18 protein-coding genes are annotated in these 17,219 nt (G+C 71.1%); 13 read left to right on the forward strand and 5 right to left on the reverse strand.

Translation table 11 applies throughout. The annotated features are described in order from the left end of the window. Positions 1-189: 189 nt before the first annotated feature. Positions 190-1,497: a D-arabinono-1,4-lactone oxidase gene (locus tag HUT18_RS27865; protein WP_176103281.1), complete on the reverse strand. Its 1,308-nt coding sequence runs from the start codon at positions 1,495-1,497 to the stop codon at positions 190-192. A gap of 248 nt (positions 1,498-1,745) precedes the next feature. On the opposite strand from HUT18_RS27865, the gene HUT18_RS27870 reads away from it, so the two are divergent. Both HUT18_RS27870 and HUT18_RS27875 read left to right on the forward strand, forming a co-directional pair. After that, positions 1,746-2,873, forward strand: coding sequence for a ferrochelatase (locus HUT18_RS27870; protein ID WP_176103282.1), 1,128 nt, complete (start codon positions 1,746-1,748; stop codon positions 2,871-2,873). Positions 2,874-2,976: 103 nt separating this feature from the next. Then, positions 2,977-3,780: an inositol monophosphatase family protein gene (locus HUT18_RS27875; protein ID WP_176103283.1), complete on the forward strand. Its 804-nt coding sequence runs from the start codon at positions 2,977-2,979 to the stop codon at positions 3,778-3,780. Between the two features lie 72 nt (positions 3,781-3,852). On the opposite strand, the gene HUT18_RS27880 is transcribed toward HUT18_RS27875, so the two are convergent. Next, complete coding sequence (locus tag HUT18_RS27880; RefSeq protein ID WP_176103284.1) at positions 3,853-4,026, reverse strand: hypothetical protein; 174 nt, start codon at positions 4,024-4,026, stop codon at positions 3,853-3,855. 363 nt (positions 4,027-4,389) lie between these two features. Between HUT18_RS27880 and HUT18_RS27885 the strand changes: the two genes are divergently transcribed. The 4 genes from HUT18_RS27885 to HUT18_RS27900 all read left to right on the forward strand — a co-directional run bounded on the left by HUT18_RS27885 (position 4,390) and on the right by HUT18_RS27900 (position 7,995). After that, positions 4,390-5,043: a response regulator transcription factor gene (locus tag HUT18_RS27885; protein WP_176103285.1), complete on the forward strand. Its 654-nt coding sequence runs from the start codon at positions 4,390-4,392 to the stop codon at positions 5,041-5,043. 4 nt (positions 5,044-5,047) lie between these two features. Then, a complete protein-coding gene (locus HUT18_RS27890; RefSeq protein WP_176103286.1) occupies positions 5,048-6,310 on the forward strand; it encodes a HAMP domain-containing sensor histidine kinase in 1,263 nt (420 codons plus the stop codon). Positions 6,311-6,712: 402 nt separating this feature from the next. Beyond that, complete coding sequence (locus HUT18_RS27895) at positions 6,713-7,009, forward strand: DUF4193 domain-containing protein (protein ID WP_003951337.1); 297 nt, start codon at positions 6,713-6,715, stop codon at positions 7,007-7,009. A 224-nt stretch (positions 7,010-7,233) separates the two neighbouring features. Further along, the gene (locus HUT18_RS27900) at positions 7,234-7,995 is read left to right on the forward strand and encodes a hypothetical protein (RefSeq protein WP_176104845.1); all 762 of its coding nucleotides are present in this window, start codon (positions 7,234-7,236) and stop codon (positions 7,993-7,995) included. Positions 7,996-8,076: 81 nt separating this feature from the next. Here HUT18_RS27900 and HUT18_RS27905 read toward each other — a convergent pair whose 3' ends face one another. Next, on the reverse strand, positions 8,077-8,535 hold the full coding sequence (locus HUT18_RS27905; protein WP_176103287.1) for a DUF3093 domain-containing protein: 459 nt from the start codon (positions 8,533-8,535) through the stop codon (positions 8,077-8,079). 162 nt (positions 8,536-8,697) lie between these two features. On the opposite strand from HUT18_RS27905, the gene HUT18_RS27910 reads away from it, so the two are divergent. The 7 genes from HUT18_RS27910 to HUT18_RS27940 all read left to right on the forward strand — a co-directional run bounded on the left by HUT18_RS27910 (position 8,698) and on the right by HUT18_RS27940 (position 15,642). After that, positions 8,698-9,282, forward strand: coding sequence for a PaaI family thioesterase (locus HUT18_RS27910; protein WP_176103288.1), 585 nt, complete (start codon positions 8,698-8,700; stop codon positions 9,280-9,282). After that, complete coding sequence (gene dut, locus HUT18_RS27915) at positions 9,279-9,842, forward strand: dUTP diphosphatase (protein WP_176103289.1); 564 nt, start codon at positions 9,279-9,281, stop codon at positions 9,840-9,842. The genes HUT18_RS27910 and dut overlap by 4 nt, the downstream gene beginning before the upstream one ends. Position 9,843: 1 nt before the next feature. Then, positions 9,844-10,617 carry a DUF3710 domain-containing protein gene (locus tag HUT18_RS27920; protein WP_176103290.1) on the forward strand — a complete coding sequence of 258 codons (774 nt, stop codon included), beginning with the start codon at positions 9,844-9,846 and terminating at the stop codon, positions 10,615-10,617. Positions 10,618-10,824: 207 nt separating this feature from the next. Next, positions 10,825-13,419, forward strand: a complete 2,595-nt coding sequence (locus tag HUT18_RS27925; protein WP_176103291.1) for a sensor histidine kinase KdpD — start codon at positions 10,825-10,827, stop codon at positions 13,417-13,419. A gap of 147 nt (positions 13,420-13,566) precedes the next feature. Continuing rightward, positions 13,567-14,286, forward strand: coding sequence for a response regulator (locus HUT18_RS27930; RefSeq protein WP_176103292.1), 720 nt, complete (start codon positions 13,567-13,569; stop codon positions 14,284-14,286). A 123-nt stretch (positions 14,287-14,409) separates the two neighbouring features. Beyond that, entirely contained in the window at positions 14,410-14,820 is a 411-nt protein-coding gene (locus tag HUT18_RS27935; RefSeq protein WP_176103293.1) for an OB-fold nucleic acid binding domain-containing protein, read from the forward strand. A 3-nt stretch (positions 14,821-14,823) separates the two neighbouring features. Further along, complete coding sequence (locus tag HUT18_RS27940; protein ID WP_176103294.1) at positions 14,824-15,642, forward strand: DUF3159 domain-containing protein; 819 nt, start codon at positions 14,824-14,826, stop codon at positions 15,640-15,642. A gap of 104 nt (positions 15,643-15,746) precedes the next feature. Here HUT18_RS27940 and HUT18_RS27945 read toward each other — a convergent pair whose 3' ends face one another. Both HUT18_RS27945 and HUT18_RS27950 read right to left on the reverse strand, forming a co-directional pair. Beyond that, positions 15,747-16,421 (reverse strand): TrkA family potassium uptake protein, encoded by a 675-nt coding sequence (locus HUT18_RS27945; protein WP_176103295.1) that lies wholly within the window; start codon positions 16,419-16,421, stop codon positions 15,747-15,749. Then, positions 16,421-17,089, reverse strand: a complete 669-nt coding sequence (locus HUT18_RS27950; RefSeq protein ID WP_176103296.1) for a TrkA family potassium uptake protein — start codon at positions 17,087-17,089, stop codon at positions 16,421-16,423. Before HUT18_RS27950 ends, HUT18_RS27945 begins: the two co-directional genes overlap by 1 nt. Between the last annotated feature and the right edge of the window lie 130 nt (positions 17,090-17,219).

Below are 17,219 nucleotides of genomic sequence, written 5' to 3' on the forward strand. Positions count from 1 at the left end.
CTTGCCGGCCTTCCCGAAGTCCCGTGTCCCGCACGGTAGTTCGAAGGGTCCCGGGAATGGTGGCCGGTCGACACCGCAGGCCACACCGTCCCGCAGTCGGCCCCACGGGCCGGGCGGCCCTGCCCGGCCGGGCAGTCCCCGAGTGGCGCCCCCGGCCCCCGAGCGGCAGCCCGCTCCCCGAGCGTCAGCTCAGTCCCCGAGTACCCGGCGCAGGTAGGCGTTGTCGAAGCGCCGGTCCGGGTCGAGCCGGTCGCGCAGCGCCGCGAACTCGCCGAAGTGCGGGTAGGACTCCGCGAAGTACGCGGCGTCGCGGGTGTGCAACTTGCCCCAGTGGGGCCTGCCTTCGTACGCGGTGAAGATGCTCTCCGCGGCGGAGAAGTACGCGCGGGGGGCCGTGCCCCGGTACAAGTGCACGGCGATGTAGGCCGATTCGCGTCCCGAGGCGGTTGACAGCGGGATGTCGTCGGCGGGTGCGGTGCGCACCTCGACCGGGAAGCTGATCCGCAGATCCGAGCGCTCGATCATGGACTTCAGTTCGCGCAGCGCGTCCACCAGCGCTTCGCGCGGCACGGCGTACTCCATCTCCAGGAAGCGCACGCGGCGTGGGCTGGTGAAGACCTTGTGAGGAATGTCCGTGTACGTACGGGCGGACAGTGCGCTGCTGGAGAGACGGGCCAGTCCCGGCACCGTCCTGGGCACCGCGCGGCCGAGTGAATTGACCACCTGGAACAGCCCGTTGGACAGGACCTCGTCCTCCAGGAAACCGCGGACCGGGTGTACGGGGGCGTTCGGGCCCGGGCTGCGGTTGTTCCGCTTGGTGATGCAGTTGTCCGTGTGGGGGAACCAGTAGAACTCGAAGTGGTCGTTGTCGGCGTGCAGTTCGTCGAACTCGGCCGTGACCCGCTGGAAGCTCATCGGCTCCTCGCGGGCGGTGAGCTGGAACAGCGGCTCCACCGCGAAGGTGAGCGCGCTGAGCACACCGAGTGCGCCGAGACCGATCCGCGCGGCCGAGAAGATCTCCGGGTTCTGCTCGGGGGAGCAGGTGAGCACATCCCCGTCGGCGGTCACCAGCTCCAGGGCCCGCAACTGCGCGCTCATCGAGGCCAGTTCCCGACCGGTGCCGTGGGTACCGGTGCTGACGGCACCCGAGACGGTCTGCTCCATGACGTCGCCCATATTGGCGAGCGAGAGCCCTTCGCGGGCCAGCGCCTTGTTCAGCCGCTTCAGCGGAGTGCCCGCGAGGACCGTGACCGTACCCTCCGCACGGTCGATCTCCCGGATGCCGGTGAGCAGATCGGGCCGCAGCAGAACACCGTCCGTGGCCGCGGCGGCGGTGAAGGAGTGGCCGGTTCCGACCGCCTTGACACGCAGCCCCTCGGCGGCCGCCTCGATTACCGCCGCCCGCAGCTCCTCGACCGAGGCAGGGGTGACCTCGCGGGCGGGGCGTACGACGACGTTCCCCGCCCAGTTGCGCCAGGCACCGCTGTTCTTCGGCATGTGCAGGTCCCTCCCGAGCGGCGCGGCGGGCGCGCGTGACGATTCCTCGTGAGCCGCGCACCGCGGTCCCCGATCAGGAGCACCGGAGACCGGCGCGGCCACCGCCCGCCGGTGGAAAGGGGATCATACTCACCGGTCGGTGCGGCCCGCCTTTTCGCGCCGTGGAAGTCGGGTGCCGCACGGGCCCGGTGGCCGCCCCGGGCCGGTCGCGTTCGGCGGCGCCGTGCCCGGGTGGCAGGATCACGGACATGTCCGAAGCGCCTGATCCCGGTCCGTACGACGCCCTGCTGCTGCTCTCCTTCGGAGGCCCCGAGGGACCCGACGACGTGCTCCCGTTCCTGGAGAACGTGACCCGCGGCCGCGGTATCCCGCCGGAGCGGCTGAAGGAGGTCGGGCGGCACTACTACCTGTTCGACGGAATCAGCCCCATCAACGACCAGAACCGGGCCCTGCTCGCGGCCCTGCGCGTGGACTTCGCGGGGCACGGACTCGACCTGCCGGTCTACTGGGGCAACCGCAACTGGACGCCGTACCTCACCGACACGCTGCGCGAGACGGTCCGCGACGGACGCCGCCGGATCCTGGTCCTCGCCACCAGCGCGTACGCCTCCTACTCGGGCTGCCGTCAGTACCGGGAGAACCTCGCCGCGTCACTCGACACGCTGCGGGCCGAAGGGCTGACCCCGCCGCGGGTGGACAAGCTCCGGCACTTCTTCAACCACCCCGGTTTCGTACGGCCGATGACCGAGAGCGTGCTCGCCTCGCTCGCCGAACTGCCCGCCGAGGCGCGGGAAGGCGCCCATCTCGCCTTCACCACGCACTCCATTCCGGTGGCCGCGGCGGACACCTCGGGACCGGCGGCCGAGCACGGCGAGGGCGGTGCCTATGTGGCGCAGCACCTGGAGGTCGCCCGGCTGATCGCCGACGCCGTACGCGAGGCCACCGGCACCGAGCACCCCTGGCGGCTCGTCTACCAGTCGCGCTCCGGGGCCCCGCACATCCCCTGGCTGGAACCGGACATCTGCGAGCACCTCGAAGCCGTGCAGGCCGAGGGCGCCCCCGCCGTCGTCATGGCACCGATCGGTTTCGTCTCGGACCACATGGAGGTCCGCTACGACCTGGACACCGAGGCCACCGCCAAGGCGGCCGAACTCGGCCTGGCGGTACGGCGCTCGGCGACGGTGGGCGCCGACCCCCGGTTCGCCGCCGCCGTACGCGAACTCGTCCTGGAGCGCGCGGCCGCCGAACGCGGGCTGCCCGTCGAACGCTGTGCGCTCGGCGCGCTCGGCCCCAGCCACGACCTGTGTCCGGTCGGCTGCTGCCCGGCCCGCACACCCAAGCCCGCGGCGGCGGGCGCCGACAGCCCGTACGCCTGACGGGCACCGCACACAGCGCCGGGCGGCCGACCGCCACGCCCTGGAGCGGCCGCCCAGCACGAACCCAGCACACCTCGCCCGTACCACCGCCGGAGGGACCGCGTTGACCGATCACCTGAGGGACGAACTCCTCGAACTCGCCCTGGAGGCCGCCCACCGCGCGGGCGACTTCCTGCGCGACTCGCGCCCCGACGACCTCGGCGTCGCCGCCACCAAGACCAGCGCGGTCGACGTGGTCACCGAGATGGATCTGGCCTCCGAGCGACTGATCACCGGCCTGATCACCGACCGCAGGCCCGACGACGGGATCGTCGGCGAGGAGGGCGCCAGCATCCCGGGCACCAGCGGGGTCGAGTGGGTCGTCGATCCGGTCGACGGCACCGTCAACTACCTCTACGGACTGCCCAGTTGGTGTGTGTCCATCGCGGCACGCAAGGACGGCGAGACCCTGGTCGGCGTGGTGCACGCGCCGATGCGCGGGGAGACCTGCCGGGCCGTCCTCGGGCAGGGCGCGTTCCTCAACGACACCCCGGCCCGGGTGCGCCCGGCGCCCGAGTTCTCGCTCGCCCTGGTGGGCACCGGCTTCGGCTACCTCGCCGAGCGCCGCGCCCAGCAGGCGGAGGTGGCCAGGAGCCTCATCCCGCAGGTGCGCGACATCCGGCGGGGCGGTTCGGCGGCCATCGACCTGTGCGACGTCGCCACCGGCCGGCTCGACGCGTACTACGAGCGGGGCCTGAACCCCTGGGACCTCGCGGCCGGGGACCTCATCGCCCGCGAGGCGGGGGCGCTGACCGGCGGACGTCCCGGTGAGCCGCCCTCCGGCGAGCTGACCGTGGCGGCCTCGCCCGGACTCTTCGCGGAGCTCCAGGGGCGCCTGGAGAAGCTGGGCGCCTGGCACGACGGCTGAGCGGCGCCGGACACGGACGAGGGCCCCGGTGGCGGAACATGTTCCGCCACCGGGGCCCTCGTCGTGCGTGGGTCAGGACTGCGAAGCGCCGAGCTGTACGCCGTGGTCGGCGGCGAGCCTGCGCAGGTCGTCGAGTTCCGACTGCTCGACCTCGGCCAGGAAGTCGTCGCCCGTCTCCCGGGCCTGGTCGAGGTCGGCCTCGGTCGCCTTTATGCGCTGAATAAGTCCTGTCGTGAAAGCGTCCATGGTTGCGCCCCCTCGTCCTGGGTCGTGGTCGGTGGCACGGGGGTGTGCCCAATGGTTGAGGTCCGATCGCAGCCGCCCCGCCTTTGCGGAAAGCGGTTCGTGGTACGCCACAGCGGCGGGCCTGATCGCGGGTGTGCAGACGTCTTCCCCCTGCCGTCTTCTACGGAAACCTCGATTCCACGAGAAAATCTGTGCCCGTTGGGCCGTCCGGGGCGCGACCTTGCGTGCCGGCCGTCATCTACGCGCGCCCGCCTGCCGCTGCTCCGCGCGCGACCGCCTTACCGCCGGTTTACGGACTCAACGGGCAGGATGGAGAGACTCCACCCCAGGACCGGGCCCGCGGGCCCACAGGAAGGACGACACGTGCGCGTACTCGTGGTCGAGGACGAGCAGCTGCTCGCCGACGCGGTGGCCACCGGACTGCGCAGGGAGGCCATGGCCGTCGACGTCGTGTACGACGGCGCCGCCGCTCTGGAACGCATCGGGGTCAACGACTACGACGTGGTCGTACTCGACCGTGACCTGCCGCTCGTGCACGGTGACGACGTGTGCCGCCGCCTCGTCGAGCTCGGCCTGCCGACCCGGGTGCTCATGCTCACCGCGTCCGGGGACGTCAGCGACCGGGTCGAGGGCCTGGAGATCGGCGCGGACGACTATCTGCCCAAGCCGTTCGCCTTCACCGAGCTGATCGCGCGGGTCCGCGCGCTCGGCCGGCGCACCAGCCTCCCGCTGCCGCCGGTCCTGGAGCGCGCCGGGATCAAGCTCGACCCCAACCGGCGCGAGGTCTTCCGCGACGGCCGGGAGATCCAGCTCGCGCCGAAGGAGTTCGCCGTCCTGGAGGTGCTGCTGCGCAGCGAGGGCGCCGTCGTCTCCGCCGAGCAGCTCCTGGAGAAGGCCTGGGACGAGAACACCGACCCCTTCACCAACGTCGTACGGGTAACAGTGATGACGCTGCGCCGCAAGCTCGGCGAACCGGCGGTCATCGTGACCGTGCCCGGCTCGGGCTACCGGATCTGACGCCGTGAGCAGCACCCCACAACCCCCGGCGACTCCGCCGCGCCCCACCTGGGACCCGCGCCGCGTCGAGCCGCCCTTCCCGCTGCTGCGCCCGACGATCCGGATAAGGCTGACCCTGCTGTACGGCGGGATGTTCCTGATCGCGGGCATCCTGTTGCTCTCGATCATCTATCTGCTCGCCGCGCAGGCCGTGCATGTCGGCAACGAACTCCCGTTCAAGATCATCAACGGCAGTGTCAAGGTGTCCTCGGACGCCTGCCCCGCACTCGTGGACGCGGGCGGCTCGCAGGACGAGTTCAACCGGGCGCTGAACGACTGCGTGAACCACCAGCGCCAGGAGGCCCTGGACGACCTGCTGAGCCGCTCGCTGCTGGCCCTGCTCGGCCTCAGCGTGATCGCCTTCGCCTTCGGTTACGGCATGGCGGGACGGGTCCTCGCGCCGCTCGGCCGGATCACCCGCACCGCCCGGCAGGTGGCCGGATCCGATCTGTCGCGACGGATCGAACTCGACGGCCCCGACGACGAGTTGAAGGAACTCGCGGACACCTTCGACGACATGCTGGAGCGCCTCCAGCGGGCCTTCACGGCGCAGCAGAGGTTCGTCGGCAACGCCTCCCACGAGCTGCGCACCCCGCTGGCGATCAACCGCACCCTCCTGGAGGTCCAGCTCTCCGACCCCTCGGCGCCGCCGGAACTCCAGCAGCTCGGCAAGACGCTGCTCGCCACCAACGAGCGCAGCGAGCAACTCGTGGAGGGGCTGCTGCTGCTCGCCCGCAGCGACAACCAGATCGTCGAGCGTGGCCCGGTGGACATCGCCGAGGTCGCCTCGCACGCCGTCGACCAGGTACGGGCCGAGGCGGAGGCCAAGGCCGTCGAGATCCGCAGCGACTGCGCGCCCGTCGTCGTACAGGGCAACGGCGTGCTGCTCGAACGGATCGCGCTCAACCTCGTGCAGAACGCGGTGCGGTACAACGTCGCGTCGGCCAAGGGGGCGGAGGAGCCCGGCTGGGTCGAGGTGAGCACTCGCGAAGAGAGCGGCCAGGCCGTGCTTCTGGTGGCCAATACCGGACCCGTGGTGCCCGCGTACGAGATCGACAATCTCTTCGAGCCGTTCCGGCGGCTGCGCACCGAGCGGACGGGCAGCGACAAGGGAGTGGGCCTCGGGCTGTCCATCGCGCGCTCGGTCGCGCGGGGGCACGGCGGGCGGATCTCCGCGGTGCCCCGGGAGGGCGGAGGACTGGTGATGCGTGTCACGTTGCCGGTGTGAGCGGATACTCGGAGTGCTGTCCCGGGATACAGCGTTCGCTTCTGGCGAAAATTTCCTGGGACTCAACCCTTGGGCTTGTGTGCGATCCGTCACAGCCCGCAGGGGTCCGGCCGACACTCTCCGTATCCGAACAACACGCCGAATAGCCCGGAAAAGCCGGGTTTCCCCGGGCGGTAAACACGGGAAGTACACGGGGGTGGCCCCTGTCAACGCCCGGACAGCGACCGTGTACGGTCCCGTTCGCCACCCAAGCCGATCACCCGTGGGGAGTCCGGTTGGGTGTCGATTGAGTAACAGACCTTGATGTGAGGCAAAATCTCCGCCTCAGGTCGGGCACAAGACCGGCCTCTCACGCGTTACGTGCGCTGGAGACACCGCAGACACCCAGAGGGGGAGAGCGACATGGCAACCGATTACGACACGCCACGCAAGACCGATGACGACCTCAACGAGGACAGCATCGAAGAGCTGAAGGCGCGGCGGAACGACAAGTCCACCTCGACCGTCGACGTCGACGAGTTCGAGGCAGCGGAAGGGCTCGAACTGCCCGGCGCGGACCTGTCCAACGAAGAGCTGGCCGTCCGCGTGCTGCCCAAGCAGCAGGACGAGTTCACGTGCATGAGCTGCTTCCTGGTGCACCACCGCAGCCAGCTCGCGCGGGAGAAGAACGGCCAGCCGATCTGCCGCGACTGCGACTGAGCGGCCGCGGCGACCGAGAGCGGGAAGAAGCCGTGACGGGAAACGGACGCAAACGCCTGCGCCTGGGACGGCGCGAGGCTCGCGACGGCCTGTCCGGCGGCGCACGTGACGACGAGCGAGGCCACGCGGCCTCGCTCGCGCCTGCACAACCGGCCGCCGCTGCCGACTCCGACGCGAGCGACAACGGCGTCGCAGTCGAGCGCGTGGCGGGCCGCGAAGCGGACCTGGACCGACCAACCGGGTCCCGCGGCCGGGTCGCGGCCGTGAAGAACGGCGTACGCAAGGGCGGCAGCCTCGCCAAGATGGGCCTGGGACGGCTCGCGGACCGCATCATCGAGGCCGCGCCACGCATCCCGGTGCGCGACCTGGCGACGCTGCGGCGGCAGTTCCCCGGGCTCGGCCCGGAGGAGATCGCCGACAAGCTGGTCGCCGGTGCGGCCGGCGGCACCTCCACGGTGGGGGCGGGGGTAGGGGCGGCGGCGATGCTTCCGGTGCCGCCCGCGATGCCCACCGAACTGGCGGCCGAGATCACCGGAGTCGCGCTGATAGAGCTCAAGCTCATCGCGGAGCTGTACGAGGTCTACGGGCAGCGGCCGGAGGGTTCGCTCAAGGACCGCACCACCGTGTACCTCAACTCCTGGTCCGAGGAACGCGGCATCGATGTCAGAAAACCGGCCACGATAAACGCCGCGCTCGGCAGCCGGATGAAGCGCGATCTGCGCCAGCGGATCATGAAGCGCATGGTCCGGAGCGTGCCGAACCTGATCCCCTTCATGGTGGGTGCGGCCGTGGGCGCCCTGATGAACCGCAGGGACACCCACAACCTCGCCGCACGCATCCGCAAGGACCTGCGCGCCCGTCAGGTCCCCTGGGACGCGCTGAAGGAGCAGCCCCCGCTGGAGAAGAAGGACCGGCTCCCGATGGCCGACCCCGACCAGGTCAAGGCGATCGACCCGGCCGACCCCGGCCCGGAAACCGGCCGCTGATCAAGCTCCTCGTACGGCCGGAACGTCTCGCCCCGGCCGCGACGGCAGTACCGCTGCCGCGTCCGTACCGCCTTCGCGGGCTCAGCGCCCCGCGTCGCCACCGAGCGCCGCCGCCAGTCGCTCGGGGTTGCGGGTGGACAGGTACAGGTAAGGAGTCGGGTCCTCGGGGTCGGTGACCTCGACCCGCAGGCCCGTGCGGATGTAGCTGCGCAGCAGCATGAACGCGCGCGTATCGGCCTTGTGCGTACGCCAGGCCGCGCACTCCTCGGCGTCCATCACATGGCTGTCGCCGAGCGCGGACAACGGGATCCGTGCCTCGCCCGCGACCAGCGAGTCCGCCACCACGCGAATCCGTACCGAGCCGTACGAGCTGATCACCACGGCCGCCACCGCGGTGCCCGCGACCAGGCCGCCGAGCAGGGCGAGTGCGCCGAAGGGCAGCATGATCAGGCCGCCCGAGACCCCCACCAGGACGGCCACGAACCACCAGGAGCGCGGCGCGGTCAGACGTTCTTCGTACTCAGTGGCGGAGGTCTGCATGTCCCAAGCTTGGCACGCCCGGTGGGGTCCCTTGCCGGGAGGTGGGCCGGGCCGCTCGGCGAACGCCCGGGGCGGGCCCGGCCGGGCGGCGGCCGGGGCCACCGGCACATGCCGCGGACACGAAGGGTTCCCTGAGCCGACCGCGCGGTAAGGTCTCGGCCTGTGAGTCGTACAACTTCTGCCCTGACCCCTCCGGCCGACGCCGTCGTGCCCGAGCGGCATCCCGAAGCCCCCGCGCCGGGCGAGCTGCTCGGCTCCCACTACGGCCAGTGTTTCGGCTGCGGTGGCGGGCAGCCGCACGGGCTCCATCTGGAGGCCAGGGCGGGCGAAGGACTGCGCGTCACCGCGGAGTTCACCGTGCGCGAGGTGCATCAGGGAGCGCCCGGCCTCGCCCACGGCGGCATTCTGACCACCGCCCTGGACGAGACGCTCGGCTCGTTGAACTGGCTGCTGCGCGCCATCGCGGTCACCGGCCGTCTGGAGACCGACTTCAAGCGGCCGGTGCCCGTCGGCTCGGTGCTGCACCTGGAGGCCGAGGTCACGGCGGTCGCCGGACGCAAGATCTACTCGACGGCCACCGGACGCATCGGCGGCCCCGAAGGACCCGTCGCGGTCCGGGCCGACGCCCTGTTCATCCAGGTCAAGGTCGAGCACTTCATCGACAACGGCCGCCCCGAGGAGATCAAGGCCGCCATGGAGGACCCGGACCAGGTCCGCCGGGCCCGCGCCTTCGAGGTGAACCCGTGACCGGGGGCGGCGCCGTCGAAGTACTGCTGCGACGTATCGACCCCGAGGTGCCGTTGCCGCGGTACGAGCATCCCGGCGACGCGGGTGCCGATCTGCGGACCACCGAGGCGTGCGAACTGGCCCCGGGGGAGCGGGTGGTGCTGCCGACCGGTGTCGCGATCGCCCTGCCCGAGGGGCATGCCGCCTTCGTGCACCCGCGGTCCGGTCTCGCCGCCCGCTGCGGAGTCGCACTGGTGAATGCCCCAGGGACCATCGATGCCGGGTACCGTGGAGAGATCAAGGTAATCGTGGTGAATCTCGACCCGCGCGAATCCGTGGGGTTCGAGCGATTCGACCGGATTGCCCAACTGGTCGTCCAACAGGTTGAGAAGGCCCGCTTCCACGAGGTGGCGGAACTTCCCGGATCTGTCCGGGCCGAAGGGGGCTTCGGGTCCACCGGCGGTCATGCCGCGGTGGACGGACCGGAGATCCCCGGCCCGGTACGGCAAGGACCGGGGGACAGTGGGCAAGAGGGCGGGAATCGATACGCGTCGGTCGTATCCGACCGGGAAGGACAGTGACGTGTTCGGACGTCGCAACAAGAAGGAATCCGCCGCGGAGGCGGAGGCGGCGAGCGGGGCCGAGCAGGTCGACGTCGACGACGTCGCGGCGGACGAACCCGGTCCCGGCGCCGAGCGTGCCCGGCTCGAGCCGGAGCCGCGTCCGGACGGGCCTTGGGACAGCACCGAGGTGAAGGACCCCGCCGAGGGCCGGGTCGACCTCGGCGGACTCTTCGTCCCCGGTGTCGAGGGCATGGAGCTGCGGGTCGAGGTCGCCGGAGACGCCATCGTCGCCGCGACGGTCGTACTGCGCGACAGCGCCGTACAGCTGCAGGCCTTCGCCGCACCCAAGCGCGAGGGCATCTGGGGCGAGGTGCGCGAGGAGATCGCCACCGGCATCACGCAGCAGGGCGGTGTGATCGACGAGGTCGAGGGTCCGCTCGGCTGGGAGCTGCGGGCCCAGGTGCCCGTGAAGCTGCCGGACGGCACCGGCGGTTTCCAGGTCGTACGGTTCGTCGGCGTGGACGGTCCCCGCTGGTTCCTGCGCGGTGTGATCTCCGGCCAGGGCGCGGTGCAGCCGCAGGCCGCCGGTCTGCTGGAGCAGATCTTCCGGGACACCGTCGTGGTCCGTGGCGAAGGGCCGATGGCCCCGCGCGACCCGATCGTCCTCAAGCTGCCCGACGACGCCCAGATGGTCGCCGAGGGCGGTGTCAAGCAGGAGGACCAGGCCGGCTCCCGCTTCTCCGGCGGCGTGGACCAGCTCGCCCGCGGCCCGGAGATCACCGAGATCCGCTGAGCGCACCGGCTCGCACACCACCGGCCCAAGGGCCGTGCCCGCAGGACCTCTCCCGTCGGCACGGCCCTTGGGTCTGTCCGGGGCCGCCCCGCATCAGGGTTGTGTCAAGGACATGCACCCGTGTGCCCTCCCGCCCGCAATGTCCACATTGGCCGCTGTAACGTCGGCAGGCAGTGCAGATGGGGGACACGGGAAGACAATGGGGCCATGGGACGAGGCAAGCTCCGCATCTATCTGGGAGCGGCACCCGGAGTGGGCAAGACCTACGCGATGCTTTCCGAGGCACATCGGCGGGTGGAGCGCGGCACCGACTGTGTGGTCGCCTACGTCGAGCACCACGACCGGCCGCGGACCGAGGTCATGCTGCACGGCCTGGAACACGTCCCCCGCCGGGAGCTGACCCACCGCGGCGCGCGCTTCACGGAGATGGACGTCGACGCCGTACTGGACCGGCGCCCGGCCGTCGCCCTGGTCGACGAACTCGCCCACACCAACGTCCCCGGCTCCCGCAACGCCAAGCGCTGGCAGGACGTCGAGGAACTGCTCGCCGTCGGCATCGACGTCGTCTCCACCGTGAACATCCAGCACCTGGAGTCGCTCGGTGACGTGGTCGAGTCGATAACCGGCGTGCGGCAGCAGGAGACGGTGCCCGACGAGGTGGTGCGCAGGGCCGACCAGATAGAGCTGGTCGACATGTCCCCGCAGGCACTGCGGCGGCGGATGGCGCACGGCAACATCTATCAGCCCGACAAGGTCGACGCGGCCCTGTCGAACTACTTCCGCCCCGGAAACCTCACCGCCCTGCGCGAACTGGCGCTGCTGTGGGTCGCCGACCGGGTCGACGAGTACCTCCAGCAGTACCGCGGCGAACACGGCATCCGCTCCACCTGGCAGGCCCGGGAACGCATCGTTGTCGGCCTCACCGGCGGCCCCGAGGGCAGCACCCTGATCCGGCGGGCCGCGCGGATGGCCGCCAAGGGCTCGGGCAGCGAGATCCTCGCCGTCTACATCGCCCGCAGCGACGGCCTGACCGCAGCCTCGCCCAAGGAACTCGCCGTCCAGCGCACCCTCGTCGAGGACCTGGGCGGCACCTTCCACCACGTCATCGGCGACGACATCCCCTCCGCGCTCCTGGAGTTCGCCCGCGGGGTCAACGCCACCCAGATCGTGCTCGGCTCCAGCCGCCGCAAGGCGTGGCAGTACATCTTCGGGCCGGGCGTCGGGGTGACCGTGGCCCGTGACTCCGGGCCCGACCTCGACGTACACATCGTCACCCACGAGGAGGCCGCCAAGGGCCGCGGACTCCCGGTGGCCCGGGGTGCCCGGCTCGGGCGGCAGCGGATTCTCTGGGGCTGGCTGGTCGGGGTCGCCGGGCCCCTGCTGCTCACCCTCCAGCTGACGAACCTCGACGCACACCTCGGGCTCGCCAACGACGTCCTGCTCTTCTTGACCCTGACCGTCGCGGCGGCCCTGCTCGGCGGACTGCTCCCGGCCCTGGTCTCCGCCGCGGTCGGCTCACTGCTCCTGAACTGGTTCTTCACCCCGCCCGTCCACGAGATCACCATCGCCGACCCCAAGAACTTCCTGGCCCTGATGATCTTCGTCGCGGTCGCGGTGGCCGTGGCCTCGGTGGTCGACCTGGCGGCGCGCCGTACCCACCAGGCCGCCCGGCTGCGCGCCGAGGCCGAGATCCTCGCCTTCCTCGCGGGCAGCGTGCTGCGCGGCGAGACCACCCTGGACGCCCTGCTCGAACGGGTACGGGAGACCTTCGCGATGGACGCGGTGGCCCTGCTCGAACGCGAGAACGAGGTCGAGCCCTGGACCGTCGCGGGCAGTGTCGGGTCAACCGCCGTCGAGCGGCCCGAGGACGCCGATGTGGACGTGCCGGTCAGCGACACCATGGCCCTGGCGCTCAGCGGCCGGGTGCTGCCCGCCGAGGACCGGCGCGTCCTCGCCGCGTTCGCCGCCCAGGCCGCGGTGGTCCTGGACCGGCAGCGGCTGCGGTCCGAGGCGGAACGGTCCCGCAGGCTCGCGGAGGGCAACCGCATCCGTACCGCCCTGCTCGCCGCCGTCAGCCACGACCTGCGCACGCCGCTCGCCGGGATCAAGGCGTCCGTCAGCTCACTGCGCTCCGACGACGTGGCCTGGTCCGAGGAGGACCAGGCGGAACTGCTCGCCGGGATCGAGGACGGCGCGGACCGGCTGGACCACCTGGTCGGCAATCTGCTCGACATGTCCCGGCTGCAGACCGGCACCGTCACCCCGCTCATCCGCGAGCTCGACCTCGACGAGGTCGTGCCGATGGCACTCGTCGGGGTGCCCGAGTCCAGCGTCGGGCTCGACATCCCCGAGTCGCTGCCGATGGTCGCCGTGGACCCCGGGCTCCTTGAACGCGCGGTCGCCAACGTCGTCGAGAACGCGGTCAAGTACAGCCCCGACGGCCTGCGCGTCGTGGTCGCCGCCAGCGCGCTGGGCGAGCGCGTGGAACTGCGCGTCGTCGACCGCGGCCCCGGCGTCCCCGACGACGCCAAGGAACGCATCTTCGCGCCCTTCCAGCGCCACGGCGACGCCCCGCGCGGCGTCGGGGTGGGCCTGGGCCTCGCCGTCGCCCGCGGCTTCGTCGAGGCGATGGACGGCACCCTCAGCGCGGAGGACACCCCCGGCGGCGGGCTCACCATGGTGCTCACCCTGCGCGCCGCGACCGCCGCCCGCCCGGCACCCGCCGTGGCAGAGGCCGCCCCGCGACCAGTGGGGACCGGCAGCACACGGCAACAGAGGGCCGCGGTGAGCAACAAGCGGTGAGCAACGCACAGTGACGCCCGGCCGCGGTCGGTGACAGCGGCCGGGCAGGACTGAAGCAATCCAGCAGAAGCAATCCAGCAGCAGCAACCCAGCAGAAGCAACGCAGCAGAGCACACGCGACACAGCAGCACAGAAAGGCAGGCGCAGATGCCGCAGCCCTCCTCCGGGCCGGGCGCCGCGAGCGCGACCAGAGTTCTCGTCGTCGACGACGAACCGCAGATCGTGCGCGCGCTCGTCATCAACCTCCGGGCACGGGGATACGAGGTCGACGCGGCCGCCGACGGCACCGACGCCCTCCGGCTCGCCGCCGCCCGGCACCCCCATGTGGTCGTCCTCGACCTCGGACTGCCCGACATGGACGGTGTAGAGGTGATCCGCGGCCTGCGCGGCTGGACCCGCGTACCGATCCTGGTGCTCTCCGCCCGGCACAGCTCCGACGAGAAGGTCGAGGCGCTGGACGCGGGCGCCGACGACTACGTCACCAAACCCTTCGGGATGGACGAACTCCTGGCCCGGCTGCGCGCCGCCGTACGTCGCGCGGAGCCCACCGGGCCGGGGGAGGAGGACGTACTCGTCGCCACCGAGGCGTTCACGGTGGACCTGGCGGCCAAGAAGGTCAACCGGGACGGCCGGGACGTGCGTCTGACGCCCACCGAGTGGCACCTCCTGGAGGTCCTGGTGCGCAACGCGGGCCGTCTGGTCAGCCAGAAGCAGCTGCTCCAGGAGGTCTGGGGCCCCTCGTACGGCACCGAGACCAACTATCTGCGCGTCTACATGGCACAGCTGCGCCGCAAACTGGAGGCCGACCCGGCCCACCCGCGCCACTTCATCACCGAACCGGGCATGGGGTACCGCTTCGAGAGCTGAACCGGCCGCTCGTACCCGTCCCGCGCGCCGAAGCTGGACGATGCGCGGACCGTGTGTGCGAGATGCTGCACAGTCGCGCGCACCTGTTCACTTGACGTCAACGGCCGCGGGTACGCTTCCCCTATGAGTGCCTCTTCGCGTTCTGGAAAGCCGGCCGGCCGGTTCCGGCGCATGCTCGACCGGTTCGCCGACATCTCGGCGTCCCAGGAGGATCTCGAATCGGAAGAGCTGAGAGAGGACGCCGCCGAGACCGCCGGCTGTACCCGGATCGGTGACTGCCAGGACCGTCAGATCGTGACCGTCACTGGTACCTTGCGCACGGTAACCCTGCGGCCACGCGCCGGAGTTCCGGCCCTGGAAGCCGAACTCTTCGACGGCTCGGCCCCGCTGGACGTGGTATGGCTGGGACGGCGCTCGATCGTGGGCATCGAACCCGGCCGCAGGCTGATAGCCTCCGGCCGCATCTCGCTCAGCCACGGCCGCCGGGTGCTCTTCAACCCGAAGTACGAACTCAGACCGCTCGGACGGGAGTAACTCTTGACGTCCCTCGACAAGCCGACCGGACAGCGCGAGACGCAGGACGGCAGCGCTGACCAGGACGACTCCAGGGCCGTGACGGAGGCCGCCCTCTTCGAGGCGTTCGGCGGCCTGCGCGGCATGGTGGAGACGGTGCTCCCCGGCCTGTTGTTCGTGACCATCTACACGATCAACAAGGACCTGCACGTCTCCGCCATCGCGGCGCTCGCGGTCTCACTGCTGCTGGTCGCGGTCCGCCTGGTCCGCAGGGACACCGTCAAGCACGCCTTCAGCGGCGTCTTCGGTGTGGCCTTCGGCGTGATCTTCGCGACCGTCACCGGCAACGCCAAGGACTTCTACCTGCCGGGCATGCTCTACACCCTCGGCCTCGCCCTGGCGTACATCATCACCACGCTCGCCGGAGTGCCGCTGATCGGACTGATCCTCGGCCCGGTGTTCAAGGAGAACCTCTCCTGGCGCACCCGCAACCCCGGCCGCAAGTCCGCGTACGCCAAGGCCAGTTACGCCTGGGGCCTGATCCTGCTCGCCAAGTGCGCGATCCTCTTCCCGCTGTACTGGTGGGCCGACACCGAGCAGCTCGGCTGGGTCCTGGTCGCTCTGAAGATCCCGCCGTTCCTGCTCGCCGTGTACCTGACCTGGCTCTTCCTCGCGAAGGCGCCCGCGCCCATCGACGTCTTCGCCGAGATGGAAGCGGCGGAGGCAGCGGAGGCCGCCGAGAAGGAGGAGCGGGAACGCCGTGCGTCACCGGAGCACGGGGCGGACGCGGAGACCGCGGACACCCCGGCCGGTACGAGCGGCCGCCACCGACGCGATTCCTGAGCACCGCACCGGACGTGAGAAGGGGCCCGCCACCAGGCAGGGCCCCTTCTCACGTCTCGTCCCGTCCCGCGGTGCGCACGGTCCCCCGTACGCACCGCCCGGGCTCAGTCCCCGTCCCCCCGGCGCACCGAGAGCAGGTCCTCCAGCTGCTCCTCGCGGGCCTGGGCCGCCACGAACAGCAGCTCGTCGCCCTCTTCCAGGGAGTCCTCGGGGGTGGGGGCCAGGACCCGGTTCCCGCGGATGATGGTGACCAGCGAGGTGTCCTCGGGCCACTCGACCTCGCCGACGCGGGTGCCCGCGATCGCCGACTCCGGCGGCAGGGTCAGCTCGACCAGGTTGGCATCGCCGTGGCTGAAGCGCAGCAGGCGCACCAGGTCGCCCACGCTGACCGCCTCCTCGACCAGGGCGGACATCAGACGCGGCGTGGAGACCGCGACATCGACGCCCCAGGCCTCGGTGAACAGCCATTCGTTCTTCGGGTTGTTGACCCGCGCGACCACCCTCGGCACCCCGTACTCGGTCTTGCCGAGCAGCGAGACGACCAGATTGACCTTGTCGTCACCGGTCGCGGCGATGACCACGTTGCAGCGCTGCAGCGCGGCCTCGTCGAGGGAGGTGATCTCACAGGCGTCGGCGAGCAGCCACTCCGCCTGCGGTACGCGCTCGACCGAGATGGCGGTCGGCGCCTTGTCGATGAGCAGGACCTCGTGGCCGTTCTCAAGGAGCTCGCCCGCGATGGAACGGCCCACCGCCCCGGCTCCGGCAATGGCGACCCTCATCAGTGACCGCCTTCCTCGGGGCCCTCGGCGAACGCCGCCTCGACCTTCTCGACCTCGTCCGTACGCATCATCACGTGCACCAGGTCGCCCTCCTGGAGAACCGTCTGCGAGGTGGGCAGGACCGCCTCGCCGAGCCGGGTCAGGAAGGCGACGCGCACCCCGGTCTCCTCCTGCAGGCGGCTGATCCGCTCGCCCACCCAGGAGTTGGCGGCATGCACCTCGGCGAGCTGCACACCGCCCGTCGGGTCGCGCCACAGCGGCTCCGAACCCGAGGGCAGCAGACGACGCAGCATCTGGTCCGCGGTCCAGCGCACGGTGGCCACGGTCGGGATGCCCAGACGCTGGTAGACCTCCGCACGGCGCGGGTCGTAGATCCGGGCGGCGACGTTCTCGATGCCGAACATCTCGCGGGCGACTCGCGCGGCGATGATGTTGGAATTGTCACCGCTGGAGACGGCGGCGAAGGCGCCCGCCTCCTCGATGCCCGCCTCGCGCAGGGTGTCCTGGTCGAAGCCGACACCCGTCACCCTGCGCCCGCCGAAGCCGGCGCCGAGCCGACGGAACGCGGTGGGGTCCTGGTCGACCACCGCGACGGTGTGCCCTTGTTGTTCCAGGGTCTGCGCGAGGGCGGAGCCCACTCGTCCGCAGCCCATGATGACGATGTGCACCTACCTGTACCCCGCAGTTCTGGTCTCGCCGCTGACCTGCGAATACACCCTGCTCACACTTCTTTCTCAGTCCAGGGAACAACGTCGGGCCACCGGCGTCGGCCCGGGCCCCGCTGCCGAGCTTATGCCG

Source organism: Streptomyces sp. NA04227 (assembly GCF_013364195.1).
In the GTDB taxonomy this organism is placed as follows: Bacteria; Actinomycetota; Actinomycetes; order Streptomycetales; family Streptomycetaceae; genus Streptomyces.

What these genes read in the sequence shown, in the direction of transcription:
- HUT18_RS27905 (WP_176103287.1), bottom strand. Translation starts at nt 8,535, where the DNA reads ATGCAGACCTCCGCCACTGAGTACGAAGAACGTCTGACCGCGCCGCGC.
- HUT18_RS27870 (WP_176103282.1), top strand. Translation starts at nt 1,746, where the DNA reads ATGTCCGAAGCGCCTGATCCCGGTCCGTACGACGCCCTGCTGCTGCTC.
- HUT18_RS27935 (WP_176103293.1), top strand. Translation starts at nt 14,410, where the DNA reads ATGAGTGCCTCTTCGCGTTCTGGAAAGCCGGCCGGCCGGTTCCGGCGC.
- HUT18_RS27895 (WP_003951337.1), top strand. Translation starts at nt 6,713, where the DNA reads ATGGCAACCGATTACGACACGCCACGCAAGACCGATGACGACCTCAAC.
- HUT18_RS27945 (WP_176103295.1), bottom strand. Translation starts at nt 16,421, where the DNA reads ATGAGGGTCGCCATTGCCGGAGCCGGGGCGGTGGGCCGTTCCATCGCG.
- HUT18_RS27865 (WP_176103281.1), bottom strand. Translation starts at nt 1,497, where the DNA reads ATGCCGAAGAACAGCGGTGCCTGGCGCAACTGGGCGGGGAACGTCGTC.
- HUT18_RS27925 (WP_176103291.1), top strand. Translation starts at nt 10,825, where the DNA reads ATGGGACGAGGCAAGCTCCGCATCTATCTGGGAGCGGCACCCGGAGTG.
- HUT18_RS27880 (WP_176103284.1), bottom strand. Translation starts at nt 4,026, where the DNA reads ATGGACGCTTTCACGACAGGACTTATTCAGCGCATAAAGGCGACCGAG.
- HUT18_RS27930 (WP_176103292.1), top strand. Translation starts at nt 13,567, where the DNA reads ATGCCGCAGCCCTCCTCCGGGCCGGGCGCCGCGAGCGCGACCAGAGTT.